At 48.5% G+C, this 25,326-nt stretch carries 21 protein-coding genes and 1 riboswitch; of the genes, 13 read left to right on the top strand and 8 right to left on the bottom strand.

The window, feature by feature from the left end; translation table 11 throughout:
• Positions 1 to 16: 16 nt before the first annotated feature.
• The 3 genes from QD47_RS07075 to QD47_RS07085 form a co-directional block, all read right to left on the bottom strand.
• On the bottom strand, positions 17 to 871 hold the full coding sequence (locus QD47_RS07075; RefSeq protein WP_044645461.1) for a 1,4-dihydroxy-6-naphthoate synthase: 855 nt from the start codon (positions 869 to 871) through the stop codon (positions 17 to 19).
• On the bottom strand, positions 872 to 1,531 hold the full coding sequence (locus tag QD47_RS07080) for a futalosine hydrolase (protein ID WP_044645462.1): 660 nt from the start codon (positions 1,529 to 1,531) through the stop codon (positions 872 to 874).
• Positions 1,532 to 1,792: 261 nt separating this feature from the next.
• Entirely contained in the window at positions 1,793 to 2,038 is a 246-nt protein-coding gene (locus QD47_RS07085) for a hypothetical protein (RefSeq protein WP_044645463.1), read from the bottom strand.
• Between the two features lie 308 nt (positions 2,039 to 2,346).
• Between QD47_RS07085 and ppk1 the strand changes: the two genes are divergently transcribed.
• Positions 2,347 to 4,461, top strand: coding sequence for a polyphosphate kinase 1 (gene ppk1, locus QD47_RS07090; RefSeq protein WP_044645464.1), 2,115 nt, complete (start codon positions 2,347 to 2,349; stop codon positions 4,459 to 4,461).
• On the opposite strand, the gene QD47_RS07095 is transcribed toward ppk1, so the two are convergent.
• Entirely contained in the window at positions 4,421 to 5,968 is a 1,548-nt protein-coding gene (locus QD47_RS07095) for a Ppx/GppA phosphatase family protein (protein ID WP_044645465.1), read from the bottom strand. The two genes, ppk1 and QD47_RS07095, sit on opposite strands and share 41 nt — an antisense overlap.
• Before the next feature lie 218 nt (positions 5,969 to 6,186).
• On the opposite strand from QD47_RS07095, the gene QD47_RS07100 reads away from it, so the two are divergent.
• On the top strand, positions 6,187 to 6,843 hold the full coding sequence (locus QD47_RS07100; RefSeq protein ID WP_044645466.1) for a YheC/YheD family protein: 657 nt from the start codon (positions 6,187 to 6,189) through the stop codon (positions 6,841 to 6,843).
• Positions 6,844 to 7,125: 282 nt separating this feature from the next.
• Positions 7,126 to 7,269: a sporulation histidine kinase inhibitor Sda gene (gene sda / locus QD47_RS07105; protein WP_007431918.1), complete on the top strand. Its 144-nt coding sequence runs from the start codon at positions 7,126 to 7,128 to the stop codon at positions 7,267 to 7,269.
• Positions 7,270 to 7,430: 161 nt separating this feature from the next.
• On the opposite strand, the gene QD47_RS07110 is transcribed toward sda, so the two are convergent.
• Positions 7,431 to 8,435, bottom strand: coding sequence for an NAD(P)/FAD-dependent oxidoreductase (locus QD47_RS07110; RefSeq protein WP_044645467.1), 1,005 nt, complete (start codon positions 8,433 to 8,435; stop codon positions 7,431 to 7,433).
• Positions 8,436 to 8,679: 244 nt separating this feature from the next.
• On the opposite strand from QD47_RS07110, the gene QD47_RS07115 reads away from it, so the two are divergent.
• The 4 genes from QD47_RS07115 to QD47_RS07130 all read left to right on the top strand — a co-directional run bounded on the left by QD47_RS07115 (position 8,680) and on the right by QD47_RS07130 (position 13,161).
• Positions 8,680 to 9,870: an NAD(P)/FAD-dependent oxidoreductase gene (locus QD47_RS07115; protein WP_044645468.1), complete on the top strand. Its 1,191-nt coding sequence runs from the start codon at positions 8,680 to 8,682 to the stop codon at positions 9,868 to 9,870.
• Positions 9,871 to 10,036: 166 nt separating this feature from the next.
• Positions 10,037 to 10,543, top strand: coding sequence for a MarR family winged helix-turn-helix transcriptional regulator (locus tag QD47_RS07120; protein ID WP_044645469.1), 507 nt, complete (start codon positions 10,037 to 10,039; stop codon positions 10,541 to 10,543).
• A gap of 117 nt (positions 10,544 to 10,660) precedes the next feature.
• Entirely contained in the window at positions 10,661 to 11,998 is a 1,338-nt protein-coding gene (locus tag QD47_RS07125) for an HlyD family secretion protein (RefSeq protein ID WP_044645470.1), read from the top strand.
• On the top strand, positions 11,995 to 13,161 hold the full coding sequence (locus tag QD47_RS07130; protein WP_044645471.1) for an ABC transporter permease: 1,167 nt from the start codon (positions 11,995 to 11,997) through the stop codon (positions 13,159 to 13,161). The genes QD47_RS07125 and QD47_RS07130 overlap by 4 nt, the downstream gene beginning before the upstream one ends.
• A gap of 123 nt (positions 13,162 to 13,284) precedes the next feature.
• Here the strand turns inward: QD47_RS07130 and hemQ are convergent, their stop codons facing one another.
• Positions 13,285 to 14,064 carry a hydrogen peroxide-dependent heme synthase gene (gene hemQ, locus QD47_RS07135; RefSeq protein WP_044645472.1) on the bottom strand — a complete coding sequence of 260 codons (780 nt, stop codon included), beginning with the start codon at positions 14,062 to 14,064 and terminating at the stop codon, positions 13,285 to 13,287.
• Between the two features lie 347 nt (positions 14,065 to 14,411).
• Here hemQ and QD47_RS07140 point away from each other — a divergent pair, with 347 nt between their 5' ends.
• The 4 genes from QD47_RS07140 (at position 14,412) to uvrC (ending at position 19,603) form a co-directional block, all read left to right on the top strand.
• The gene (locus QD47_RS07140) at positions 14,412 to 15,929 is read left to right on the top strand and encodes a replication initiation and membrane attachment family protein (RefSeq protein ID WP_044645473.1); all 1,518 of its coding nucleotides are present in this window, start codon (positions 14,412 to 14,414) and stop codon (positions 15,927 to 15,929) included.
• A gap of 37 nt (positions 15,930 to 15,966) precedes the next feature.
• On the top strand, positions 15,967 to 16,914 hold the full coding sequence (gene dnaI, locus QD47_RS07145) for a primosomal protein DnaI (RefSeq protein ID WP_044645474.1): 948 nt from the start codon (positions 15,967 to 15,969) through the stop codon (positions 16,912 to 16,914).
• Between the two features lie 125 nt (positions 16,915 to 17,039).
• Entirely contained in the window at positions 17,040 to 17,357 is a 318-nt protein-coding gene (gene trxA / locus QD47_RS07150; RefSeq protein WP_010347861.1) for a thioredoxin, read from the top strand.
• A 155-nt stretch (positions 17,358 to 17,512) separates the two neighbouring features.
• Positions 17,513 to 19,603 carry an excinuclease ABC subunit UvrC gene (uvrC, locus tag QD47_RS07155; RefSeq protein ID WP_044645475.1) on the top strand — a complete coding sequence of 697 codons (2,091 nt, stop codon included), beginning with the start codon at positions 17,513 to 17,515 and terminating at the stop codon, positions 19,601 to 19,603.
• Here uvrC and QD47_RS07160 read toward each other — a convergent pair.
• Positions 19,572 to 21,302: a CPBP family intramembrane glutamic endopeptidase gene (locus tag QD47_RS07160; protein WP_044645476.1), complete on the bottom strand. Its 1,731-nt coding sequence runs from the start codon at positions 21,300 to 21,302 to the stop codon at positions 19,572 to 19,574. The two genes, uvrC and QD47_RS07160, sit on opposite strands and share 32 nt — an antisense overlap.
• A gap of 263 nt (positions 21,303 to 21,565) precedes the next feature.
• Positions 21,566 to 21,715, top strand: a riboswitch (cyclic di-AMP (ydaO/yuaA leader).
• A gap of 595 nt (positions 21,716 to 22,310) precedes the next feature.
• Between QD47_RS07160 and QD47_RS07165 the strand changes: the two genes are divergently transcribed.
• Both QD47_RS07165 and QD47_RS07170 read left to right on the top strand, forming a co-directional pair.
• Entirely contained in the window at positions 22,311 to 23,651 is a 1,341-nt protein-coding gene (locus QD47_RS07165; RefSeq protein ID WP_044645477.1) for a TrkH family potassium uptake protein, read from the top strand.
• 48 nt (positions 23,652 to 23,699) lie between these two features.
• The gene (locus QD47_RS07170) at positions 23,700 to 24,368 is read left to right on the top strand and encodes a potassium channel family protein (protein ID WP_044645478.1); all 669 of its coding nucleotides are present in this window, start codon (positions 23,700 to 23,702) and stop codon (positions 24,366 to 24,368) included.
• A gap of 15 nt (positions 24,369 to 24,383) precedes the next feature.
• On the opposite strand, the gene QD47_RS07175 is transcribed toward QD47_RS07170, so the two are convergent.
• Positions 24,384 to 25,289 (bottom strand): LysR family transcriptional regulator, encoded by a 906-nt coding sequence (locus QD47_RS07175; protein ID WP_044645479.1) that lies wholly within the window; start codon positions 25,287 to 25,289, stop codon positions 24,384 to 24,386.
• Positions 25,290 to 25,326 lie beyond the last annotated feature (37 nt).

Here is a 25,326-nt window from a genome sequence, read left to right on the forward strand (position 1 = left end):
ATGCAATGTCGGTCCGTTAGCGGGTGGTGGACGCAAGGCGCAGCTTGGCTAAATCAAACGAAGGAACAAGTCCTTCCTGTGCGGCGCGTCCGAGCAGTGCTTCGATGGCTGCATAGCCGCTGTCGCCCAGATTGGCAGTAAAGTCGTTCACGTACAGGTCGATATGCGATTGGGCCACATCCGGTGACAGCTCCTGCGCATGGGATAATACATATTCGCGCGAAGCCTCGGGATGTTTCCAAGCGTACTCGACAGAGGCGTGTATCCAGCCTGCAATAGCATCGAGGTCCAGAGAACGGCGGGCAATAATGGCTCCAAGCGGAATCGGGAGACCCGTATCTTCTTCCCACCAGTTGCCCAGATCCACTTGCTTGCTGAGACCGTAGGATGGATACGTGAAACGCGCCTCGTGAATGACTAGCCCGGCATCCATATGTCCGTCACGGACAGCAGGCATGATCTGGTCGAACGGCATCACGACAATTTCATCGACCCCTCCCGGTACATGCTTGGCCGCCCACAGGCGGAATAGCAGATAGGCCGTGGAGCGTTCGCTCGGCACAGCTACGCGCTTGCCGGACAGGGCTTCCGGTCCTTCCGCCGTGGTGCCTTCCTTGGTCAGCACGAGCGGACCGCAGCCCCGGCCCAACGCGCCGCCGCAAGGCAGCAGAGCGTATTCGTCCAGCACCCAAGGGAGTGCAGCATAAGAGATTTTCATGACATCGAGCCCGTTTGGCGTTACCGCCAGATTGTTGGTGATGTCGATATCGGCGAATGTGATGTCCAGCGAGGGTGCGCCCGGAATCAACCCATGCGCCAAGGCATGAAAGACAAAGGTGTCGTTGGGACAAGGTGAAAAAGCAATTTGCATCTATATAACCTCCGTTAATGTAGAAAATGCGGCTTCCAACGCTTGCAAAGCCTCTTTGATCCGCCAGGCTGCGCGGTCACGTGGGCCCACTGCATTGGAGATCGTGCGGATTTCCATCACAGGCAGCTCCAGCTTGTTCGCCGCTACGGCTACCCCGTAGCCTTCCATCGCTTCGGCAGCAGCCCTGGGAACGCGCATCACCAGCCGTTCTGCCGTAGCCGCTGTACCTGTCGCCGTCGTGACGGTCAGGATCGGCCCGGCGACAGCTGTCTGTCCAGCGGCGCGTAGCGCCTGAACGAGCCGCTGTGTGGTTGCGCCGTTCACGGCGATTCGGCTGGAGCCGAAGCCCAGCTCGTCCACGCTGCTGAAGCCCTCCGCCGTCTCGGCCCCGAGGTCGGCGGCGATGATCGCGTCAGCGACGACGACGCTCTCCAGTGCGGCGACATCCACGAAGCCGCCGCCGATTCCGGCGCTGATGACCAGGCGGTAGCCGCCGCCAGCCAGCGCCAGCGCAGTCGAAGCCGCTGCGGACGGAGCGCCCACACCAGCAAGCTCAACCGCAAAGCGGGTGTCGCCGTTCAGCCCGCGCAGCACGGCTTCCCGTTCGCCCTCAACCGCGGTCATGATCAGGATGCGTCCGTCTGATGTTGTATGCTCCATCGGTTGATTCCCCTTTAAATTTAGATCATATGCTACTTCATCATACTGCTTTTTGAAATTATGTTCAAAAAATAACGACAAAAAAAAGCGCTCTGTGGCGCCTTTTGGATAAACCTGCAATATGTTCACAAATCGAAAGCCAGCAGAATCGCTGCCTTAAATAATAACGATTACCCTGTGGTAACAGTTGGATATCAGTTATTTTCAAGGTAAAAAAGCAATTCTAATCTGGAAGAACAGTACAGGCATAGCATATAATAATTATATCGGCTGATCCTTGGTGATCAACTGAAACATCGTGATATTGCGGTCATAATGGCTTTGGGTCCCATCCTGATTGCGCACCCGAATCATCTCGCTGCTGAACAATTCGATATATCCGCTGCCAATCTCGCAGTATACGCCCGTCGGGTCCTCCTGCCAGACTGAAACGAGATGCTGAGACAGCGCCGCGGTAAAAAATTCGATGTTTTTTTGCAGTACGCGTGGCGTTTTCTTGGGTTCCATAACGTAAATCCTCCCTATATGATGCCATTTGAAAATGAAACAATTGAAAGTGGCTGGTATGTGACAAGTAACAGCATGATAAACATAAATAACGATAAAAAAAGTACGATTCGACAATCTATCTCAATGAAACAGACGTAAACACTGTACCCTTTAATGCTATTTTTGTAAAGTATCCGAGTGACCTTTTCAACATCAGGCTGCGTTTTACACACATTTTACATTGTGTTTACACAGCTATGATGCTAGTGCGTTTCATCTAATAGTACAATAAAGCATAACTATACTGCATGATTGATGGAGGCCATATGTTGATAGAGAGTCAGAATAAGGATAAAGATAGAGCCGGGTCAGAACGTTACTTTAATCGGGATTTAAGCTGGATTGAATTTAATCGCCGTGTGCTTCAGGAAGCGCAGGATACAGATACACCGTTGCTGGAGAGAGCCAAATTTTTGGCGATTGTGTCCAGCAATCTGGATGAATTTATGGCTGTTCGGGTGGCAGAGACGCGGGAGAAGATCAAGGCCGGTTTTATGCAAAAGGATTTTACCGGATATACCCCCTCCGGTTTATACAAACGGCTGATCAAGCGTACGGTCTCAATGGTATCGGAGCAGTATCGAAACTATCGCGAAATTTCCCGCCTGTTGACGAAAAAGGGGATTTTGCTGCTTGAATATGAGGGCTTGAATGCGACACAGCGCAAGTCTCTGGATACCTACTTTCATGAAATTATATTTCCGGTGCTGACGCCAATGGCAGTCGATCAGAGCCGTCCTTTTCCACTAGTTCACAATAAATATGTATATTTAGCAGTTGTATTGAGACGTCAAGGGGATACGGAGGAGGATAAGCCGTTTTTTGCCATCGTGCAGGTGCCTTCCAATATTCCGCGTGTCGTGTCTGTGCCGCTACGTTCCAATAGCAAGAAGAAATCATTCATTTTAATTGAAGAGCTGATCAAGCATCATATTCAAACGCTGTTCACGGGTTATGTGCCGGAATCGGTTCAAGCCTTTCGTGTCACGCGCAATTCCGATTTGTCCATTAATGAAGAAGAAATCGAAGATTTGCTCGAAGAGATTGAAAAAGAACTGCGTCGAAGAAGACGCGGTGCGCCAGTAAGGCTGGAAGTGGAAAAAGGGATTCATCCCTTTGCTCTGATGGAGCTTCAGCGCGAATTCAAGCTGTTCGATCATGTGTTTGAGATGGACGGGCCGCTGGATTTGACGTTTCTATCGTCCTTTGCCGATCAATTGGAAGGGTATTCGCATTTGAAGTTTCCGGCAATCAAACCGGTGTATCCAGAAGAGCTGCCCCCGCAAGAGGATATCTTCAACGTACTTCGCAAACGGGACGTGCTGGTATATCATCCGTATGAGTCGTTCGATGCGGTAACGGATTTTATCATTGAGGCGTCAGAGGACCCGGATGTGATGGCGATCAAAATGACCCTGTACCGGGTCAACGGGGAATCCAAGCTGATCCCGGCATTAGCTCGTGCGGCTGAATCGGGCAAGCAGGTAACGGTGGTCGTGGAGCTGAAAGCCCGCTTTGACGAGGAACGTAATATTGCCTGGGCGCGTACGCTTGAGAAAGCAGGCTGTCATGTGGTGTACGGGCTGGTCGGTTTGAAGACGCACGCCAAAATCATTCTCGTGGTACGCCACGAGCGTAACACGCTCAAACGATACGTGCATGTGGGGACTGGCAACTACAATGAAAGCACGGCCCGCGTATATACGGATATCGGGTTATTCACGTCAGACCCGGTCTTGGGCGAGGATGCTTCCGAGCTGTTTAATGAAATCACGGGCTTCTCCGCACTCAAGACGCTGCAAGCTTTTACGGTGGCTCCGACGGGAATGAAAAACAAGCTGTTCGAGCTGATCCGCAGGGAAGCGGAGCAAGCACTTGCAGGCAAGCCAGCCCGTATCATTGCCAAAATCAATTCCTTATCCAGTCAGGAGATGATTGATGAACTATATGCAGCTTCTCAGGCGGGTGTGAAGATTGATTTGATCATTAGAGGGGTCTGCTGCTTGCGTCCAGGTGTGGAAGGATTCAGCGAGAATATCAGCGTCATTAGTATTGTGGATCGCTTTCTGGAGCATTCAAGGCTGTTTTATTTTGAAAATGCAGGGGCTTCGGAGCTGTTCCTGTCCAGCGCGGACTGGATGACTCGCAACCTGACACGCCGGATTGAACTGATGTGCCCGATTTACGATGACCGGATCAAGGGAATGCTGTCGGACATTTTGCATTTGTCCTTGAGAGATAATGTGAAGGCGCGGCAGCTTCTGTCTAATGGCAGTTATCAGTTTGTGGCAAGAAACGACGAAGAGGCCCCTATGCGGAGCCAATCCGAAGCCATGAAGGTTAGAAATTGGAAGAAGGAAGAATGGACCACGACAACGTAAGGTTCCATGCTTTTTGAAAATCCTTGGCGACAGCCTCCAGCTCCCGCTGTTCCAGAATCGGTTCACCCATGCTTTCCAGACGAAGATGTAGCGCATCGTCACCTGTGGTGGGATTGATGCTGGTGATGATGCCGGATTCGCTCCGATCCATGCCGATCGCAAGCTGGAGCAGGGAGCCCAACCGATGTACACGTTCTTCGTCGGAAGGCTCCAGAATATCGGCATGTGTGCGCAACAGTCGGGGCGTCCGATTCTTGGGATGGTAGTCTGCGATCAGCGCAGCCAGCACCGTTTCCTGATGGGATAAACCGCCGATGCCCGCATGTAGGATCCAGAACACGGAATGCTGGCGGAAATGATAGTAATTTAAGGCTGCTCCGGTTTTGTACAGCGTTGCGGCGGTCAGCAGCAGACGTTTGTCCATCGCTGAGGATGATACGTCAGCCCATACGTCAACGAGTTCGTCATAGAGTCGGACAGCGTACTCGTTAACCCGCTTGACGTGCTCTTCGCTAACCGGGACAGCGAATGAAAGTATATTGCGGATCGACGTGATGAGCGGATTGTCGACCACAGGCTTTTCGGAATTGACCAGTTCATGAAACAAACCGTCACGCAAGCCCGCTCCGCTGACCAAATAGGTGGAGCCATGAGCGGCCTCGAATATCGTTTTCAATATAACTAGCCCCGGTACAATAATGTCGGCTCTGTCTTTGGACAGGCCGGCTGTTTTTTTGCGTTTTTCATAGGGAAGATGGGGCAGACTGACATAAAAATAATCGACATCTTCTGTCGTCATTTCGTAATGGTGCGTCACGGGCAACGAGTAATCCTGCCGCTTCTGATTGATTTTGGCCAAGGTACGCAAGGTACCGCCCAAACCGATGAACGGCAGGCCCGGATTGGAAAAGATCCAATCATGGTCTTGCAGGGAAGAACGGACGAAGCTCTCCATCTCCTCGATCTGCTGAGGGGACCATTCACCGTTCCTGACTTCCTGGCCAAAGCGCGAATTCGTGTTGACCGCGCCAAAAGGAAACGATACGGTATGAAGCCGCTGTCGCTCGCGGAACAGCGTAATTTCGGTACTGCCGCCCCCGATGTCAATAATAATGCCGTCGTTTACATTCATGGTATTGACGACGCCCAGAAAACCGGCATAGCCCTCCTGCTCCCCGCTCAATATTTCCAGCGTTAAGCCTGTTTCCTCCGCAATCCATTGAACAATCTCATCCGAATTCGCCGCATTACGGATAGCGGCTGTCGCTGCTGCACGCATACGAACAACCTCGTGCATACGGCATACCGTTATAAATTGGCGCAGTAATGGAGCGATGCTTCGAATCGCTTCCCGCTCCATACGGCCGTTGGTTCCAACCTTTTCACTTAGTCGGGCAGCCTCTTTGCATTCCTGGACAATCCGGTAGGCTCCTGTCTCTGTTATTTCATAGATCACTAGACGTATGGAGTTGGAGCCAATGTCCATGATGCCGATTTTGCTGTTCATGAGTTGACCTCCTTGTCGAAAAAACAATTTGCCGGCAAACCCGCTGCTCCGTGCAAATATAAGTAGATTATTGTCATTGTACCAGTGATGTCCCGTGCATGCTACCGTTAGCATTGATCTTGTCGAAATGAATATATGCCTCGGGCAATCATCCAAGAATAGAGCATCCGTGTTGAGTATGTATAAGTATAGTTTGACGGCGAAAGGAGAGAGGATTCATGAGACAACTTGCAAGCAAGTGGTTAAAGACGAAGGCGCTGCTCCGCCATCCGTATATTGCCGTTTATATACCGGAAACGTGTCTGTATAGCGAAGATCAACTGCGCATGATGCTGCGGCGGCAAGCTTTTGTGTTCATAAAGCCTGTGAAGGGCGGCGGTGGAATCGGAGTCATGCGTGTGGCTAGGGGGCGCAGGGAATACACCTGCACGCGCATGGAACGCACATACCGGTTCAGCAGCTTTGGAGAGCTTGCTGTCGGAATCGGAAAGCTCCGGCTCCAGCGTCCGTATTTGATTCAGCAGGGTATTTTGTTGGCTACTATTCAGGGCAGACCTGTTGACTATCGGGTAAAAGTGGTGAAAGTGGGCCAGAAATGGGTTTTCCGGTCGGTGGTTGCACGTCATGCCCGTCCCGGACTGGTCATTACGAACCTGTGCAAAGGGGGGACTTTGATGAAGGGAATGGATGCACTTCGGAAGATTTATCCCTGCCAGGTGGCTACCCGAAAGCGACGTGAAATCGTTAATCTTACACAGCGGTGTATTCCTGTACTGGAGAAAAGAATTCCGGGGATTGGACAATTGGGATTTGATTATGGACTTGATCCGAATGGACGGATATGGATTTTGGAGGTAAACACAAGGCCCCAATAATCCTGGATCTTCTTAAATTAACTCCCATAAAATTCAATTTAGTGGATTGTAAATATAATCTATATGTGTAAACTATAAAAATATTTTTTTTATTTACAAGCGTCAAAATCCTGTGTATAAGTATTGTCCACATTATCCCCTGTCACATATAAGGCTTTACGACACTTACCAACAATTTATACACAGGATTTCCACAACATGCTGTGGATAACAGAACGCTTGTTCCGTTTTTGGTATTTTGATAGAATAGATTTTGAAATAAAAGGAAAGGTTGTGTCGAGGATGGCTATGCTGACGGATGAAATGCTTTTGGATTCCTATCAGATGGCAATCGAGCTTAAACTTGAATGCGACTTCATTGCACTGTTGCTGGCTGAGATCCACAAAAGAAACTTAGAGATGAATACAGCCGTAGTCCTTCATTAGACCGGACAAGCTCTCGTACTGCGACTGTGAAGTCATTCAGGGTTCGAATGACTTTACGGACAATCACTGCAACGAATAGGCACACCGTAGAAAAGGGTATTTCACTCCAATAATTCAATTTTGGAGTAAAATACCCTTTTTTGTCATAGTCTAAGAATAGACTACAGTTTCATGTTACTACTGTGACCCGGGGACAGCTTGGCGTCCGGATCAACATAAACCTTGGCGTTGTTGACGGCCGTAGGCGCTTCACCGAAGCCGACAGCAATCAGCTTGAGCTTGCCTGGATAGGTCGTAATGTCCCCAGCGGCGAAAATGCCGGGAATATTCGTTTCCTGACGGGAATCGACCACGATGGAGTTACTTTCGATTTCGATTCCCCATTCGGCAATCGGGCCGAGAGTGGATACAAATCCAAAGTTAACGATCACATCGTCCACTTCGATTTCCTGAGTTTCTTTGGTTTTTACATGAGCAAGGGTAACCTTCGTAATCGAGTCTTCCCCGTGCAGCTCTGTAATTTCAGTCGGTGTAACGACGTTTACTTTGGAAGCGAGGAGGTTTTCTACACTGTGTTCATGCGCACGGAATTTGTCGCGGCGATGAATCAATGTAACCTGTTCTGCAATCGGTTCCAGCATGAGCGCCCAGTCTACCGCAGAGTCGCCGCCGCCGCTGATCAGCACTTTCCGGCCTGCAAATTTGCTCAGGTCGCTGACAAAGTAATGCAGGTTCGTTTTTTCAAAACGATCTGCGCCCGGCAGTTCCAGTCTGCGCGGCTCGAAAGCACCCACGCCAGCGGTAATAATGACCGCTTTACCGTGATACTCGCCGCCTTTATCTGTTTTTACGATGAAGTGGCGTTCTTCCTTTTTCTCTAATGATACGACTTTCTCTTCTAACTGTACTTCTGGATTAAAGTGGTTCATCTGCTGAACCAGATTGTTGACCAGTTCCTGTGCAGTCACTTTAGGAAAGCCAGCGACGTCATAAATATATTTTTCAGGATAAAGGGCTGCAAGCTGGCCTCCGAGTTGGGGCATACTTTCAATTAAGGTGACGGATGCCTGACGCATTCCCCCGTAGAAAGCAGCGAAAATACCAGCTGGGCCGCCTCCGATGATAATCAGATCGCGGAGTTCCGCACCTGTGGATTGAACTGTCACTCTAAAAACACCTCCGAAAGGGATAGTATGGATAATGAATATTGAATGTAGAATCAGCCGCATAGAGGTTAAGAAAGCCGCCGAACGCATGATTCACTGTTTATCATTATAAACTGCCGGGTTCCGCTTGGAAAGTTTAAGTGATTAATATTTTGATGAAGGTTATCCGGCGTGTATAAATAAGTCATTTTGAGAGCAAAGCTGTGAATAATCACTGATTACGTAAACCGGAAGGGGTAGAAGCATGAGCAGTATTCCCAAAATTGTCATTGTGGGTGCCGGGTATGGCGGTATTTTGACGGCTCAGCAATTGCAAAAGGAGCTCAAGCACAACGAGGCTGATGTCACGCTGATTAACCGCCATGATTACCACTATATAACAACGCATCTCCACATGCCTGCAGCGGGTACGGATACGATTGAACATTCACGTATTCCGATTTCGCAGCTGATAGATGAGTTCAAGGTGGATCTAATCAAAGGGACGGTTAAGGATATCATACCGAAGGAGAAAAAAATCGTGCTGGAGGATGGATCGCTATCCTACGATTATCTGGTGATCGGATTGGGCGGAGAACCGGAAACCTTCGGTATTCAGGGGATGGATAAGTTCGCGCTTACAATTCGAAGCATTAACTCGGTCCGCTTGATCCGTGAGCATGTCGAATACCAGCTTGCTTTGTATAAAAATGACGGAAACCCCGGACGGCTGAATTTTGTAGTCGGAGGTGCGGGCTTTAGCGGCATTGAATTTGTGGCGGAGCTGGCGGATCGTCTGCCACAATTGGCGAGAGCCTATGATATTGACTTTAACCGGATTCAAATCATTAACGTCGAGGCGGCTCCTACGGCACTGCCGGGCTTCGATCCGGAGCTGGTAGAATACGCGATGGATGTCCTTAAGCGCAAGGGCGTTACCTTCCGCATCGGTGTTCCCATTAAGGAATGTCTTGAGGACGGCGTCATCGTTGGTGAGGATGAGAAAATCGAAGCCTGCACGGTCGTATGGACTGGAGGTATTCGTGGTAACGGCCTGATCGAGAAAGCCGGATTTGAAGTGATGCGCGGACGGGTGAAGATCGACGATTTTCTACGCGCACCGGGCCATGACGACATTTTTATTATCGGGGACAGTTCTTTAATGTTTAATCCCGAAGGACGCCCGTATCCGCCGACCGCCCAAATTGCGATGCAGCAAGGGGTACTCTGTGCGAAGAATTTAGCAGCTACGCTACGGAAAAAGGAGCTGCACAAGTTCGTATTTTCCAACAAAGGCACGGTTGCTTCTCTTGGAAAAGGGGAGGCTGTCGCGGTCGTGGGCAATCGCAAAATAAAGGGCTGGATAGCCGCGCAACTGAAAAAAATTGTGGATATCCGTTATCTGTTTATCATTGGCGGGATTCCGTTGGTGCTGAAAAAGGGACGATTTTTCTAAGCTTGAGCATGGCATCAAAAAATCCTATGCATTGAGAAGGTTTCCATGACTCCTGGCCAGGGAGCTTGGAAACCTTTTTTATTAATGTACCCCTAAAAAGGGTATTGACACATAACTATACGGCGACGTATAGTGTGGATATTAATTACAGAGGGGGGCCTTCACGTTGTATTCTGATTTTAACTTCAAGAGTGATCCCAAAAAGATAAATTTATTGGCAGAAAAATTTCCGCATGTGGACCCCCAATCGTTGAGTACGCTAGCGCTTTTCATTCAGACAGCTCATGAAGTATACAATGGTGTGTGCTCCAGACTGTCCGAATATGGACTATCGATTGGAAGTCTGAAAATTTTAATTCCGCTGTATCTGCATGAACGTGCGTTGACTCCATCTGAACTGGCCGAATATTCAGGAGTTACACGTTCAACCGTAACCAGTGTAATCGACAAGCTGGAACGTGACGGTATCATCCGAAGAAGTACGCTGGTGGATCGCCGTATGACTGCGATCTACTTGACTGAGGAAGGAAGACAGTTAATGACGGAAAGAATTCCGATGTTCATTCAGCTTTTTTCGGATTTATTGAAGGAATTTACGAAGGAAGATCATGTCCACTTCGCTGGGATGCTACAGAAGCTTTCCACAGGTCTGGAGCGAATAAAACGGGAATAATACCTTTCCCGAGGCCGATAGTTAGACATCGTACTATCAGATTGCGTACTTGTTTTTTTAAAACAATCATTTTCCGCTTATTATTGGCTAAATCATCATGAAGGAGAGTTCATTGCAATGAATAAGAAGATCATTGTGTACGTTATACTTATTGCCGCGTTAGGTACTGGAGGTACGCTGATGGCTATGAGCGGCAAGGATGCTGTGAGTATGGCTGCCACACAAAAAAACACGCTGCTTACGGCAGATACCGTAAATGCTGCCTTTCAGGGCGTTGGGGGAAGAGTGAACACCATTGAGGTGAAGGAGGAACAACAGGTGAAAAAAGGGGATGTGCTCATGACCCTCGATCCTGTGGACCTCGATCTGCAAATTGAGAAATTAAAAACGGATATCGCGCAGGCTGATGTAAAAATAAAGCAGGCTAAAGACGGACTGCAAAATCAGTCGGAGAAAATTTCGACTTCAGAAAAACAGGGGCAACTGGATATTCAGGCTGCGCAAGCGGGAGAATCCCTGTTGAACCAAGGCACACGTGCGGAGGATATCCAGAAGCAAAAGCTGGCGATTGAAGCGGCGCAGCAATCGCTGGACGCATCTCTGACAGGGGTGGAGACAGCCAAAAGAAATGCAGAGATCGCGCAAAAGACAGTGACCTCCAGACAACAGGCGCATGAGCTGGCTAAAGTCAATTACAACCGTATCAAAGCTTTGTACGATGCCGGGGCTGGAACCAAGGCGGAGCTGGATAACGCTAAAAACCAACTGGATTCTGCCCAAATTACGCTGGATACAGCCCGGGATCAGGTGGAGATTGCCAATAATCAGATTACTGCGGCCAGCAAACAATCCGACATTGCTAAAAATAGTATCGCCCAGCAGCAAACCGCTCTGGAAAAAATGGAGGCAGGCGCAACCGCAGAGGAACGCGAACAGGCCCGCATCAAAACAGAAAAGGCCAAGGAAGCACTTACCCAGACCTCCCAAACACGTAAAGATGTTAAAAATAGTGAATACAACGTGGATCTTCTGGCTCAACAAAAGCAGGCATTAACCGTTCAGCTGAAAACCTTGGAATTGCAGCGCGGACGTACGGTGCTGAAGGCATCCGCAGACGGTAAAGTGTCCCGCATTGTTCCCAAGATGGGGGAAATCGTTGCTACGGGGGCAACAGGCGTCGTTATTGAAACCAACCAGCTATACTATGATATTTATGTGGATGAGGATTCCATCTCACAGTTTAAAGCAGGGGAAAATGTGGCTTCACATGTCGTAGCTTTAGACAGAAATATTCAAGGCAAGGTGAGATACGTTACCTCTGCTCCGCAATATACCAACATGAGAATGAGCCGGGATAAAGGTTTGTCGGATATAAGCTCCTTCCAGGTAAGAGTAGATGTTCAGCGAACACCTGAATTATTACCTGGAATGACGATAGAGGTTGTGACGAAATGAAGGCGTTTATAGAGGAATGGAAGCTATTGATCAGCGGCAAGCTGGTATTCGTTATGCTGCTCGTCCCGATTGTCGTATCGGCATCTTTAGGGTTTGTTTTTAAAAACAATCAGCTTAATGATGCCTCTGTCGCTGTAGTCGATTTAGATCATAGCAATTATAGCCGACAGCTTATTAATAAATTAAATGCATCCCAGTATATTGATGTACGTTATGTGCAAGAGAATGAAGCCGATCCGAATTTACTCTTATATAATGAAAAGTTTTTTGCAGTGATTTATCTTCCGGCAGGTCTGGAGGAGAATAGAGTTAAGGGAGTCCAGAGCAACATCGGCTTTTATGTAGATAACACGGTCGGGCTGGCTACAGGGAATCTGCGGTCGGCGGTGACGGAGATTATTGCCACGGAAAATGCGATGCTGGCTGGTAGTGGACTAAAGGGCATGGGAATGAGTGACAGCCAGGTTACAGGGCTTACCTCCAATATGCTGCTCCAGCAGCGGCTATTGTATAATCCCACCAACGTTACGCTGATGACCTCGGTTATGGGGTTTATGAATACAATCATGATTTCGCTGATTGGTGCTGCTACGCTGACGATTGTTCCTCGCTTACGGGAGGAAGGACGATTAAAAGAAGAGCTGCAGCATTCATACGGTCTGATTTTGAGGGTGATACCGTATGCGGTAGTAGGATGTGTATCCTTTTTTCTATCCATTGGTTTGCTCAAGCAGATCGGCGGACTCCGTTTTGAAGCCAATGTATGGCAAATGAGTATTCCGTTTCTAATGTACACGATTACTTTGGGTTTGTTTGCAATGGTTCTGGGATGGAGTGCGGCTAATCCGGGAAAAGCTTCCCCGCGTCTCATGCTGCTTATATTACCTTCGTTTATGCTGAGTGGTGCTCAATTGCCTGTAGCTATGCTACCTCCATCGTTGCAGTATGTAAGTAACATTCTTCCATTAACCTGGCATTTCAAGTTTTTGAGAGGGATGGGATTCAAGGGCGGAAGCTTGAAGTATTTCATTCCTGAGGTTGGAGGATTTTTGATCCTGTTAAGTGCTTTGTTGCTTCTGATCTTTATTCTGATTGCTCTGGAGAAAAGAAAGCTAGCAAAAAGCGAGGATGCAGCTGTAGTGGTTGAACCTGTGTTACACTAATATCAAAGAATATGATTTTTTAGGCGCCTGTGAGGGGGCCTTTTCTCATCTTGTGCGGCTTTGCAGCATATAAAAAGGATTCCGCAGTCCCTAAAGCGGGAGCTCACGAAATCCTTGGTCGTTTTATAGCTTTAACATGTCTTCAAATGTTTCCTCGTTCAGGACGCTGCCGACATAGAAGGAGCCGAACTCGCCGTAACGGGCGCTGACTTCGTCAAAACGCATTTCGTAGATCAGCTTTTTAAATTGAAGTGCGTCGTCGGCGAACAGCGTGACACCCCATTCCCAATCGTCGAAGCCGATAGAACCGGAAATGATTTGCTTCACTTTGCCAGCATAGCTGCGTCCGATCAAACCGTGGCTGCGCATCAGAGTGCGACGCTCATCCATGGAAAGCATGTACCAGTTGTCATCCAGATCGCGTTTTTTGTTCATCGGATAGAAGCAAATGTATCGAGCCTTGTTCAAAACAGGCTTCAGACGTGCAACAATTTGCGGATTTTGCATCGGATCTTCTTCTTTGCTCAAATAGTTGCTCAGCTCCACCACACTCACGTAAGAGTAGGTTTTAGTCGTATATTTGGCAAAGGTTGTTTTGTTAAACTCATTTTCGAGTTTGTTGAGGTCTTCCAGCGTTTCGCGTAGATGTAACATAACAAAATCAGCCTTTTGTCCGATTACAGTATATACGGCAGAGCTGCCCAGACCCGCTTCCTCGGTAACGCTCCATTCCTTCATAAATTCTTGAAGCTCGTCCAGCGCCCCGGCGCGTTCTTCATCGTCTGCTGTTTTCCATGCCGTCCAGTTGATGGACCGGAAATCGTGAAGTGCATACCAGCCTTCCAGCGTGGATGCTACTTCATTTGGCGTTGATGGGGGTTGTTGAGGTTGATGTTGGTTCACAATGGTCACTCCTTTTTCAAATCTGTAAATAATCATCGGCATGGCCGAAACATGTGCGTTTTAAGTATGTCCTGCGAATGAAAAATGTGTAATGCTTAACTATTATATTGTAGCCCAAATAAAGGATTTTCACCAATGAAAGAAATGTGAAGAATTTTATTTTTTCCGTGATGCAGGTCACAAGTCGTAAAATAGTTAGTATTCTCGAAAAAAGGGGAACGCGGACGAATGAGGCTGCCAAAAAGGAGGACAATTGGACTTATTTTGCTGGTCTCAGCTGGGGTCAAGTATGATAGAATAGAAAAACATCTTGGAGACCGTTATGTCAGGAAAGGAAGAATGTTGGAATGCGGATGAAAAACCTGCTGCACTATACTGAGAACCACCGCTACTGCGTTTATCGGGAATTCGGCTTGAGCGCACTGGATGAATTGATGCTGGGAAGCGTCTATCAGCCGATGGTAGGCGCATTTGCGGTCAGCCTGTATCGGCTATTGTTCCAGCATGTGCCAGTCGGACAGATCGGTTATTCGCCGCTGGAGCAGCAGCGTCGTCTTTTTCTGACACTAGGGCTGGAGCCGAGTGAGAAGGGACGCAAGCATCTAATTGAACAGACCTCCAAGCTGGAGGCTGTCGGTCTGTTGCAGACGTCCAGGCTGTATGCACCGGAAACGGACGACTATATGTATGAATATGAGATGCAGCCACCGCTTGCACCTGCCGATTTTTTCAGGACGCAGCATCTTACTCTTTTGTTGAGAGACAAAATTGGCAAGTTTGCGGTGCTTTCTCTGCGAGAATCGCTGTGGAGCAGCGAATCTGCGGAATGGTCGCAATCTTCCTATAATAAAGAGAATATATCTATTCCGTTTTACGAGTTATTTGAGCTGAACACCCATGTCATTGATTACGAGTTGGAGCAGGCGCTGTCCGAGGTGTCTTCGGGGCGTCACAATGGGGCTTTGGCCGCAGAGTCGGAGGAAGGGCTGAATTATGCAGACATCATTCTCCGTTTTCCGCGTGAATCCGTTAATCGCAAGCATGTAGAGCGTCTGCGTTTTGAGCACGAGCAGTTAGGCATGGTCAATTACGTTGTTCGCAAATTTGACTTATCTGTACAGGACATCAGCCGCTTGCTGGATGAGGACGGTGTTTTTACCGAAGCGGGCGATTTGCTGCTAGACGAGCTTCAACTCCGGGCCAGCCAGCATTCCAGACAGGATCGGAAGCGTCAGGAGGAACAGCAGGTGCAGGCCGCCAAAGTGGTTGCCTTGCGCCAGAGAGAAGCTGCCAATCCAGAAGAGCCGCCTGCGGAGCAAGCCGTGGAGATGGAATTTTATGTGGAGGTTCCACCACAGTTCACAGCCAAGTGCGACATTCACCAATATAATATGATGCTGCGCAATGAGCCTTATCGTCGTTTGCTGCAAACCTTTTTCCCCGGCACGGTTCCAGGTAACCTGCTGGATATATTCGAAAAGATTGATATCAGCTACAAGCTGCCCGGTGAAGTCATCAATGTACTTATCCATTATTTAATGTCCCTGCTGGTATCAGGAAGCGATCAGCGGATTAACCGAAACTTTGTCGAGGCCGTCGCTTCTAATATGCTGTTAAAGCAAGTAAGCACCTACGAAAAGGCCGTTCAATATATACGTGATCAAGCCAAGGTAAAAGGCAAGCAGTCCGCTGCTTCTCCTTCCGGCGGCCGTTCGCGTTCGTATGCCAAAAACAGCGGCCCATCCAAGCCATCCATTCCCATCGTACAGGATCATCCTTCCGAGGAATCCGTATCCGAGGAAGAATTGGATGAACTGCTGCGCCTAGCCGAACGAATGCAATCTGGTAAACAGAAAAAGGTGTAGTGGATAGCTCTACACATTTTAGAAAGGAGGAGCGTTCTTGGAATCATTGGGCGATTTGCTACAGCAGATGCAGAACCCTTCGTTTCGCCAGCGCACGCGCAATGTGGCCGATCAGGTTCTCAATGATCCGCTGGTGCAGGAATTTTGCGCTGCGCATCCCGATATTGACGAAGCACAACTGCGATTAAACATGAGCATGCTTTTTCAGTATACCCGGGATCGTAAGAATTGCGGCAACTGTCCGGGACTCGAACAGTGTCCTAACGATTTTCAGGGACATTTTTGCAAGCTGGGCGTGGAATATCCGAATGGTACAGCCGAAATGGTGGACATCCGTACCCCTTGCGCCAAACTGGTAGCTTCACAGCACGAACAGCGGGTGCGTCAGCGGATTAAAAGCTTTTATGTGGATGAGCGTGCGCTCTTGGAAGGCTATAATGCCCTTGAGATTGCGCGTAAGGACTCACAACGTATGCCCGCAGTCACACAGCTATTCCGTTACATCGAAGAAACGAAAAGCCAGGGCTTATCCAAAAAAGGACTCTACCTGGAAGGTACGTTTGGTACGGGTAAAACCTTTTTAATGGGATATCTGCTGCACGAGTTGGCGCTGTCCGGGCTGAACGGTGTGATCGTGTATATGCCTGATTTTGTGGAGGACTTAAAGTCCATGATTCAGGAAGGACAAAAGCTGAAGGAAACGACCGAAATGCTTAAAAATTGTGATCTGCTCGTATTTGACGACATTGGAGCCGAAAATTTGAGTCCATGGGTACGGGATCATGTGATGGGCTCGATTTTGAATTACCGAATGAACCGCAAACCTACCTTTTATACTTCGAATTACTCGTTGCAGGGGCTGGAGAAGCATTTGAGCTTTACGAGCAAGGACGGTGAGGAATTGTACAAGGGACAGCGTTTGATGGATCGGATTCGCCCTTTTGTAGATGTTATTACCGTTAAAGGGAAAAATCAGCGAGGATAATTGTAAATCCATTTGCTATTTTGATATCTTACAATTAAAAAACTATTGTGATATAATTAAAAGGTGTCAAAAAAGAAATTACAGGTTATAATAATCTTGACTTTTCTATAAAGGAGGAACATACAATGGCAATTGTTAACGTGTCCGACCAATCCTTCAACGCAGAAGTCGAAGGTACAGGAACCGTTTTAGTTGATTTTTGGGCGCCATGGTGCGGGCCTTGCAAAATGATCGCTCCTATTCTGGAGGATCTCTCCACAGAAGTTGGCGACAGCGTCAAAATCGCGAAAGTGAACGTGGATGAAAATCCAGAGTCTGCTTCCCGTTTCGGCGTTATGAGCATTCCTACCCTGATCGTCTTCAAAGACGGACAGCCTGTTGATAAAGTGGTAGGTCTGAACTCCAAAGAAGCGCTGAAAAGCATGCTTACCAAACACCAGTAATCATTGCATGTGACCCATGCTCCTGCGGGGGCTTGGAGAGCGGCCATGAACGGTCAATGCCTCCGGTTGTAAATACCGGGGGCGTTTTTGTGTATTATTCCTGCATATTATATAGTAGTCGAAGTCATTTAAGAATGGAAGGAGGAACCGGGCGAATGGAATCTTATGCGGAGGACTTGCGGAATCAGGAGAAGGCGCTGGAGAACATACGGCACAAATTAGCGTTGCTGCCGGATGCATCGGGCTGTTACTTGATGAAGAACAGTGAGGGCACCATCATTTATGTCGGCAAGGCCAAAGTGCTGAAAAACCGGGTCCGTTCCTATTTTACAGGCAGCCATAACGGCAAGACGCAGCGACTGGTTTCCGATATCCGTGATTTTGAATATATCGTTACGGGCAGTAATATGGAGGCGCTCATTCTGGAGTGCAACCTGATTAAAAAGCATCAGCCGCGCTATAACGTGCTGTTGAAGGATGACAAAACCTTTCCGTATTTGAAAATTACGAACGAGGAGCACCCCAAGCTGGAGGTGACCCGGCGCGTTCTGAAAGATAAAGCAAAATATTTTGGCCCTTATCCTAATTCCTACGCGGCACATCAGACGAAGAAGTTGCTGGACCGCATGTACCCGTTACGCAAGTGCGGTGTGATGCCGAAGGAAGTGTGCCTTTATTATCATATGCATCAATGCTTGGGGCCTTGTGTGAAAGAGGTTGAGAAGGAAACGTATGACCAGATTGGTCAGGAGATCGGTTCTTTTTTGAGTGGCGGGCATGAGGAAATCAAAAAGGATCTTCAACGCAAAATGCAGGAGGCCGCAGAGGAGCTGTACTTTGAGCGTGCCAAGGAGCTACGCGACCAGATTATCAGCATTGACGCGATGATGGAAAAGCAGAAGATCACGACAGCCGATGCGAAGGACCGCGATGTATTCGGATTTTCGGTGGATAAGGGCTGGATGTGTGTGCAGATCCTATATGTTCGTAAAGGTAAAATGATCGAGCGGCATATGTCTACGTTTCCTTTTTATGGAGAGGCTTACAGCGATTTTATGTCCTATGTAACGCAATATTATAGTGATAACCCGGCGGTGCCGCAGGAAATATTGCTGCCGGATACACCTAAACTGGTGAAGCAGGCGGAACTGGGGGATGTCGGTCAATCGGCTGTGGCGGAGGTTGTTCCTCACACTGCAACAACCGAGGGAACGGGACAGACCAGTAACGATGCTGCACAAGAAGCAGGGACAGTGCCGGATGTGCAGAATGCAGAGCATCCGTTCGAGCGTCTTGCTGATGCACTGCTGGTGGCAGAGGAGCGTGCTTCTTATGGAGAAGCAACGGATCGAGACCATACTGAAACCCAACTGTCAGGCGGGCTGGAGGAACCAGCTACGGCGGCTCTAGCTCTGGCTGAATGGCTGGATGTAAAGGTACTGGTGCCTCAGCGTGGACTGAAAAAGCAAATGACAGGGATGGCTACGGAAAATGCACGGGTCGCTTTGGATGAGAAGTTTAAGCTGATTGAACGGGACGAGGAACGGACATCCAAGGCTGCAAGCAATCTGGGGCGTGCGATTGGGCTGGACAGCCTGCATCGCGTGGAGGCGTTTGATAACTCCAACATACAGGGGTCCGATCCAGTCTCGGCAATGATTGTGTTCATTGATGGCAAGCCTGCCAAGAAGGAGTACCGTAAATATAAAATCCGTTCAGTGCAGGGGCCGGATGATTATGAAACGATGCGTGAGGTCATTCGGCGTCGATATGAACGTGTGCTCAAGGAAAATCTGGAGCGTCCGAATTTGATCGTCGTCGATGGTGGACGCGGACAGATTAAGGCCGCTGTGGATGTGCTGGAGAATGAACTGGGTTTGTTCATTCCTGTGTGTGGTCTGGTGAAGGATGCCAAACACAGAACCTCTCAACTACTGGTGGGGGATTCTCCTGAGGCCGTGACACTAGCCCGCAACAGTGAAGAATTTTACCTGCTGCAACGGATTCAGGACGAGGTTCACCGATTCGCCATTACATTCCATCGTGAGCAACGGGGCAAATCCATGGTAACCTCTCGTTTGGACTCGATTCCGGGAATTGGCGAGAAGCGGCGTAAGCTGCTGCTTAAGCATTTTGGTTCGCTTAAAAAAATAAGAGAGGCCAGCGTCGAAGACTTCCGGCCTCTCTCTATTGGTGATAAGCTTGCGCGTCAGATTATAGCTGCCCTTCGGGAGGAGGAGTCGTAGAATACGGCTCTTCTTTTTTTATGGGCTCAAACATAACTCGATTTGGTTTCTTTGGACTAAACCAGTACATGATATAAGCCACAATGGCAGGGAGCACGATCCAGAATATACCTGCGAACAGGTTCACGCTATCTCCTAGCGTCATCACACTCAGTCCCATCAGAATGCTGTCAAAAATAATGTGGCTGAACATGGCGGCAATAAAGCCATAACGCAGAAACACAAAACTGAACAGCAATCCAAGGAAGGTCAGCTCAATCGGTCTGGAAATGACCGGATAGATCGGATACAGTGTGTGCCCCAGTGCCCAAATCAATGTGGTGATCAGACAGGCAACAAAAGTATTTCTCACTATTTTTTTCACCATTGGAATACCAAACAGACGGTATACGGCTTCCTCTCCAATACCTGCCATCCAAGCCATAATCGGCAGTAGCCATGGATAAGCCATGTTGTAAGGAGACTGTGTGGCATCTGTTGTGGAGAACGTATTAAGCGTGCGCTCCAGTACAAAGAACAAAATGGATTGCACCCCAAGTAAAATAAAGGCCCACAAGTAGCCAACATACATACTTCGAAGCACATACAGCCCATAGCCTGGCTCTTTGGCGCGTGGCCATGCATTCAGTCCAACCTTGCGCATCAGCCCGTCACCGCCGACCAAGGAGAAGTAGATCGCTACAGCCATTACGAAGGAAACCACAACTTGCAAAATCATAAGAAATATAAGCGCTCCCCGACCGCCTGCTTCTGCTTGCAGCATAGGTAGCATGTTAAATGTCCCTGCCATACTGGCAGCAAAATATACAATGGACAGAACAATGCCGCGTACAAAGGAAGTGTGGCGTCGTGTGAGTGAGGCGTATACGATGGCAAGTATGCCCAAGACCATGCTTAATAAGGCATAACCCGCGTAGGTCATCCAGTTTGCCCAGTACGTTTGTTTTTTGACATAATCCGTATAGGACGATGGGGCAGAAAAGCTTTGTGTAAACGAGCGAACATCCCCGTCTTCAAAAGTAAAAGCCAGTGTAAGCACTGAGGAACCGATTTTCTTATCGTCCACGGTATACTTCAATCCACCCGCGCCTTCGGTTGTCGCGAGCTTCAAGTCCGACGGCTTAAAGCCAAAGCGTTTCACCCAAGCTGTCGCTGCCTGCTCCTTCGCATCCAGCGTCATGTCTCCCTCGGCTGCACGTACAAGCCTGCTACGTGCTTGCTCATCCGTAGAAATATCAGCTTGTGTGTAACTGGTGCTGGAGGTAATTCGTTTAAAGCTAACGACTTTGCCAGTGGACAAATCCACATGAATTTGCAACTTGCTCTTCGAAGAAGGCTCCGGTAAATCGACCCGGAAGGTTTCGTAAGGATAACTTTTTTTCCAAGTACGGTCATACTGTTGAAGCAGCTTTTCTCTGGATAAATAACCGTACAGGTCCGTTTCGGCCTGATAGGTCACCAGAGGCTCCTTAGACCGTAATTCGGTATAGCTCAGCTCGGAGCGGGCGAAGTCCAGCGCGTGTATGACTGCTTCCTGCTTGCTGATGACCTTGGCATTCGCCAGTGCCTCCGGATTCGGATTACTAAATGAGGGAATAAGCAATTGAAAGACAAAAAAGCAAATCAGGCCAATCGCGCCCAGCAAGCCTAATCTTTTGAAGTTGGCCGTGAGCACGACCGGTTTCCCGATAGGATTCATGAGTTTCCTCCTTAATCTGTAAATAAGAACATCCATTAAAGATATCATACTGCACAGGTTCCCGCCAACAGACCTACGATATTCATGAAAATGGAGTGAAAGCACTTTAAAGTTTCAATAAAATAAGATAAGCTGCGATTAAAGGTGGCCTATTCTCAAATTACCGCTAATTTAACGTTATTTCAACGAAATCGGTTTTGTGCTCTGTATATAGAAGGATTATAATCTGTTGAGACAATGCATATGAAATATATAGGTAACGATATACATTTGAGCCGAATTTCCATAGGAAAACGGGGGAACCATGTTACTGGGGTGAATTTTACAGCCGGTCCCGAACCGGAAGTGTGAATAGGGCATACTGTGCAGCCCGAATCCGTCAGCTAACCTCGTAGGCTGTGAGCAGGAACCAAGTCAGGCACTCGGTTTTCCGGTGTCTTTTTTTGTGCGAATAAAAGTTGGATAATTAAAACGTTGCTGAGTTAAGTCCGCTTCGCGCTCCATTTGATCTTCCGATCGCTGTTGTCTCTGAATTTTATTGGATTAGATAAGCCCTGTTAAGGTTAAAATTCAGAGATGGTTTATGCTTACGAAGCGAGCTTTCCTGCGGAAAGCTTTCAGGCGAGCGCTACCGCTTCTCCAGATTCAAATGGATCGCTGCGCTGCTGCCCGCCTTAAAGTCATTAAACGTTTCATGAGGTAGTGAGGTATGAAGTGTGATGAGTACTGATAGGTAAAAGTATCTTGCTCTGCGGATACTTTTCTGTTTGCTAAAAAAACGGACTAAAGAAACTGAAAAGAGATTGGTGATTTTATGAGCTGGCAGAAGCGGAGGGGGCAGAATTGTTCTGAAGAAGCGCCAGCGTTTGCCTTTACCACCGGATTTTAACCATTAAAAGGGCTTATAAAATCAGAAAAAAATCCGGGGGTAACAGCAATCGGAAGAACAATCTGCACCCGGAGCGTCTCCATGCTCATAATTCACCAAGTAGGAGCCGTGATAAATAGATGAATCCCAATGCAAGATGGCTTCGGCTTTCTCCACCGCAGATATTCGTTGTGGGCTTTGCCATTATCATTCTTATAGGCAGCTTGTTGTTAATGCTGCCGATTTCCAATACAACGGGGAAGCCGCTTGCATTTATAGATGCTTTGTTTACAGCTGCCTCCGCAACCTGTGTAACAGGTCTTGTCGTTAAGGATACCGGTACCTTCTTTACCACCTTTGGTCAGGTGGTTATCGCTGCGCTGATCCAGATTGGTGGTCTCGGCTTTATGACGATGGCTACTTTGATTGCGCTGGTGTTCAAGCGCCGTATTTCCTTGCGGGAGCGCCTGATTTTGCAGGAAGCGATGAATCAGACTTCTGTTGAGGGAATTGTCGGATTGATTCGTAGGGTGTTGCTGTACTCGCTAATTATTGAGGGCGTGTGCGCCACGATATTCGCGATTCGCTGGTCCTTTGATATGCCCGTAGGCAGGGCGATTTATTTTGGAATCTGGCATGCGATTTCCATGTTTAACAATGCAGGCTTTGATTTATTCGGTCAATTTCGCAGCCTGACAGGTTATGTGTATGATCCTATTGTTAATTTTACAGCTATGTTTCTGATTATTTCGGGTGGCATCGGCTTTGTGGTTATGTCGGACCTGGTAGAATACCGCAAGCGCGGGAGACTTTCCTTGCATACCAAGGTGGTACTCAGTATGACGGCTGCCCTGATTGTAGTCGGCACGCTCGTCATCTTTGTATTCGAGTTTACCAATCCGAAGACACTGGGCTCGCTGGATTGGAGTGGGAAGCTGCTGGGATCTTTATTCCAGTCCGTAACATCACGCACCGCAGGTGCCAATACGTTAGATATCGCTGGCTTGCGACAGGCCACGCAGTTTTTCATCGTTATATTGATGTTTATCGGTGCTTCTCCTGGCTCTACTGGAGGCGGTATTAAGACGACAACGTTTGCGCTGCTCATTGGAGCCGTGATTTCGATGCTGCGGGGTCGGGAGGATATTGTGCTGTTCAAATACCGGCTTGCGCAGGGGCGAATTTACAAGGCTTTGACTATTACACTGCTGGGGCTGCTGTTTGTGATTGGCGTGACGATGATTTTATCGGCAACCGAGGATCATCATTTTCTGATGATATTGTTCGAGACGGTGTCTGCATTTGGGACAGTGGGATTGTCCATGGGGCTTACACCTGATTTGACAGTTATAGGCAAGCTGGTCATTACCCTGACGATGTTTGCGGGCAGATTGGGTCCGCTCACGCTCGCTTATGCAATGACTCCGAAAAAGGGTAAGGAATTATATCGTCATCCGGAAGGCAAAATGATTATAGGATGAATCAATCATTTATGAAATTGATTCAGATAAGGGAGTTTTCGAGTAGATATGAAAACGCAGCAGTTTGTAGTTATTGGTTTGGGACGATTTGGCTCAAGCCTGGCTTTGCAATTGGTAGATATGGGGTGCGAGGTGCTTGGCATCGACCGGAATGAGGATGTGGTGGACAGTATGAGTGAGCTGTTGACGCATACTGTCGTGGCGGACGCTACAGATGAGGATTCACTACGATCACTGGGCATCCGCAATTTCGATTGCGGCATTGTTGCGATTGGTGCTGATATTCAGGTCAGCATTCTGGCTGCCATTTTGCTAAAGGAGCTGGGTGTGAGCAAAGTCGTTGCCAAAGCGATTTCTGTGCTGCACGGACGGGCGTTGGAAAAGCTCGGTGTGGACCGGGTCATTTATCCCGAGCGGGATATGGGGATACGGGTTGCGCATCAACTGGTCACGCCTAATTTGCTTGATTATTTGGAGCTGTCCAAGGAATACAGTATTGTAGAACTCAACGTTCCTGCATGTCTGCATGGCAAAACGCTATCTGAGCTGAATGCCCGCACCCGCTTTGGTTGCAGCATCGTCGCGCTTCATACGGCGAACGGTATCCTGATTGCACCAACAGCGATGGATCGGCTAAAAGCGGACGATATTATGGTCATCATCGGCTCCAATGATAATATCGGCCGCTTCGAGGACGAGGTCGTTAACGTTAATTAGGAAAGCTGATCTCCGCTACACCATACGATAGCCTGCAAACGATGCACGTGTCTCGCTAATCCAGCGCCGTGCTGTCGGCCCCAGATCAGTCGTCTCCGAGTAGATAAGGGAGGTGGTGCGTCGTGTCTCCTTCAGATCGGGCAAGTACAGCGCTGTTAGCCCATTATCCCGCAGCAGCTCGCTGCGCAAGTAGGATTTGGGCAGCAATGCGGAAGCCTTGCAGGTCGGCAGCAGGCGCACAATCGCCTCGAACGAGTCGATTTCCATACGGATATCCGGCATGATGCCGCTGCGCTGGAACAGGTCATCTGTAAGACTGCGATACCAGGTTCCCTTGGAAAAAATAATCATCGGCAGTCCTTGCAGGTCTTTCATCGAGGCCGTTCCCGTCTTCATCGTTAATTCATGTCCGATCGGAACGACTAGCTCCAAATGATCATCAAACAGCGGAATGCAACGCAGTCCGGCCTCATGAATGGCAGACCCGACAATACCAGCGTCTGCTTTTTTGTCGCGTACAAAAGCGACGATTTCATGGGTTTTGCCCGTGAGTAGTTTCAGCTCGGTTTGGGGATGCTTGCTCATGAAAGCTTCAACGAGGGTAGGCAGGGTCGTTTGGAGTGTCGTCAAACTCGCGCCCAGTGTGAGCATGCTCTGGGCTTCGTTTTTGTGCTGGGACAGCTTTTGCAAAAAGCGGAGCTGCCGTTGCCGTTGCTCCAGTGCGAAGGTATATACAAATCGGCCTGTCGACGTAATTTCGAGTCGTTTGCCCCTCCGATCAAAGAGGTTCACACCCATCTCTTCCTCCAGCTTGGCGATTTTGCGGGACAGGGCCGGCTGGGACAGATTAAGCAGCTTGGAGGCTTTATTCAGGCTGGATTGCTCGACAATGACAGCAAAAGCGTTCAAATCCTCAAACAAATCGTCCACTTCCTCTCTATATGCAAAAAAGACATAA

Source organism: Paenibacillus terrae, assembly GCF_000943545.1.
Taxonomy (GTDB): Bacteria; Bacillota; Bacilli; order Paenibacillales; family Paenibacillaceae; genus Paenibacillus; species Paenibacillus terrae_A.

What these genes read in the sequence shown, in the direction of transcription:
- QD47_RS07075 (WP_044645461.1), bottom strand. Translation starts at nt 871, where the DNA reads ATGCAAATTGCTTTTTCACCTTGTCCCAACGACACCTTTGTCTTTCAT.
- QD47_RS07080 (WP_044645462.1), bottom strand. Translation starts at nt 1,531, where the DNA reads ATGGAGCATACAACATCAGACGGACGCATCCTGATCATGACCGCGGTT.
- QD47_RS07085 (WP_044645463.1), bottom strand. Translation starts at nt 2,038, where the DNA reads ATGGAACCCAAGAAAACGCCACGCGTACTGCAAAAAAACATCGAATTT.
- ppk1 (WP_044645464.1), top strand. Translation starts at nt 2,347, where the DNA reads ATGTTGATAGAGAGTCAGAATAAGGATAAAGATAGAGCCGGGTCAGAA.
- QD47_RS07095 (WP_044645465.1), bottom strand. Translation starts at nt 5,968, where the DNA reads ATGAACAGCAAAATCGGCATCATGGACATTGGCTCCAACTCCATACGT.
- QD47_RS07100 (WP_044645466.1), top strand. Translation starts at nt 6,187, where the DNA reads ATGAGACAACTTGCAAGCAAGTGGTTAAAGACGAAGGCGCTGCTCCGC.
- sda (WP_007431918.1), top strand. Translation starts at nt 7,126, where the DNA reads ATGGCTATGCTGACGGATGAAATGCTTTTGGATTCCTATCAGATGGCA.
- QD47_RS07115 (WP_044645468.1), top strand. Translation starts at nt 8,680, where the DNA reads ATGAGCAGTATTCCCAAAATTGTCATTGTGGGTGCCGGGTATGGCGGT.
- QD47_RS07125 (WP_044645470.1), top strand. Translation starts at nt 10,661, where the DNA reads ATGAATAAGAAGATCATTGTGTACGTTATACTTATTGCCGCGTTAGGT.
- QD47_RS07130 (WP_044645471.1), top strand. Translation starts at nt 11,995, where the DNA reads ATGAAGGCGTTTATAGAGGAATGGAAGCTATTGATCAGCGGCAAGCTG.
- QD47_RS07140 (WP_044645473.1), top strand. Translation starts at nt 14,412, where the DNA reads ATGCGGATGAAAAACCTGCTGCACTATACTGAGAACCACCGCTACTGC.
- trxA (WP_010347861.1), top strand. Translation starts at nt 17,040, where the DNA reads ATGGCAATTGTTAACGTGTCCGACCAATCCTTCAACGCAGAAGTCGAA.
- uvrC (WP_044645475.1), top strand. Translation starts at nt 17,513, where the DNA reads ATGGAATCTTATGCGGAGGACTTGCGGAATCAGGAGAAGGCGCTGGAG.
- QD47_RS07160 (WP_044645476.1), bottom strand. Translation starts at nt 21,302, where the DNA reads ATGAATCCTATCGGGAAACCGGTCGTGCTCACGGCCAACTTCAAAAGA.
- QD47_RS07165 (WP_044645477.1), top strand. Translation starts at nt 22,311, where the DNA reads ATGAATCCCAATGCAAGATGGCTTCGGCTTTCTCCACCGCAGATATTC.
- QD47_RS07170 (WP_044645478.1), top strand. Translation starts at nt 23,700, where the DNA reads ATGAAAACGCAGCAGTTTGTAGTTATTGGTTTGGGACGATTTGGCTCA.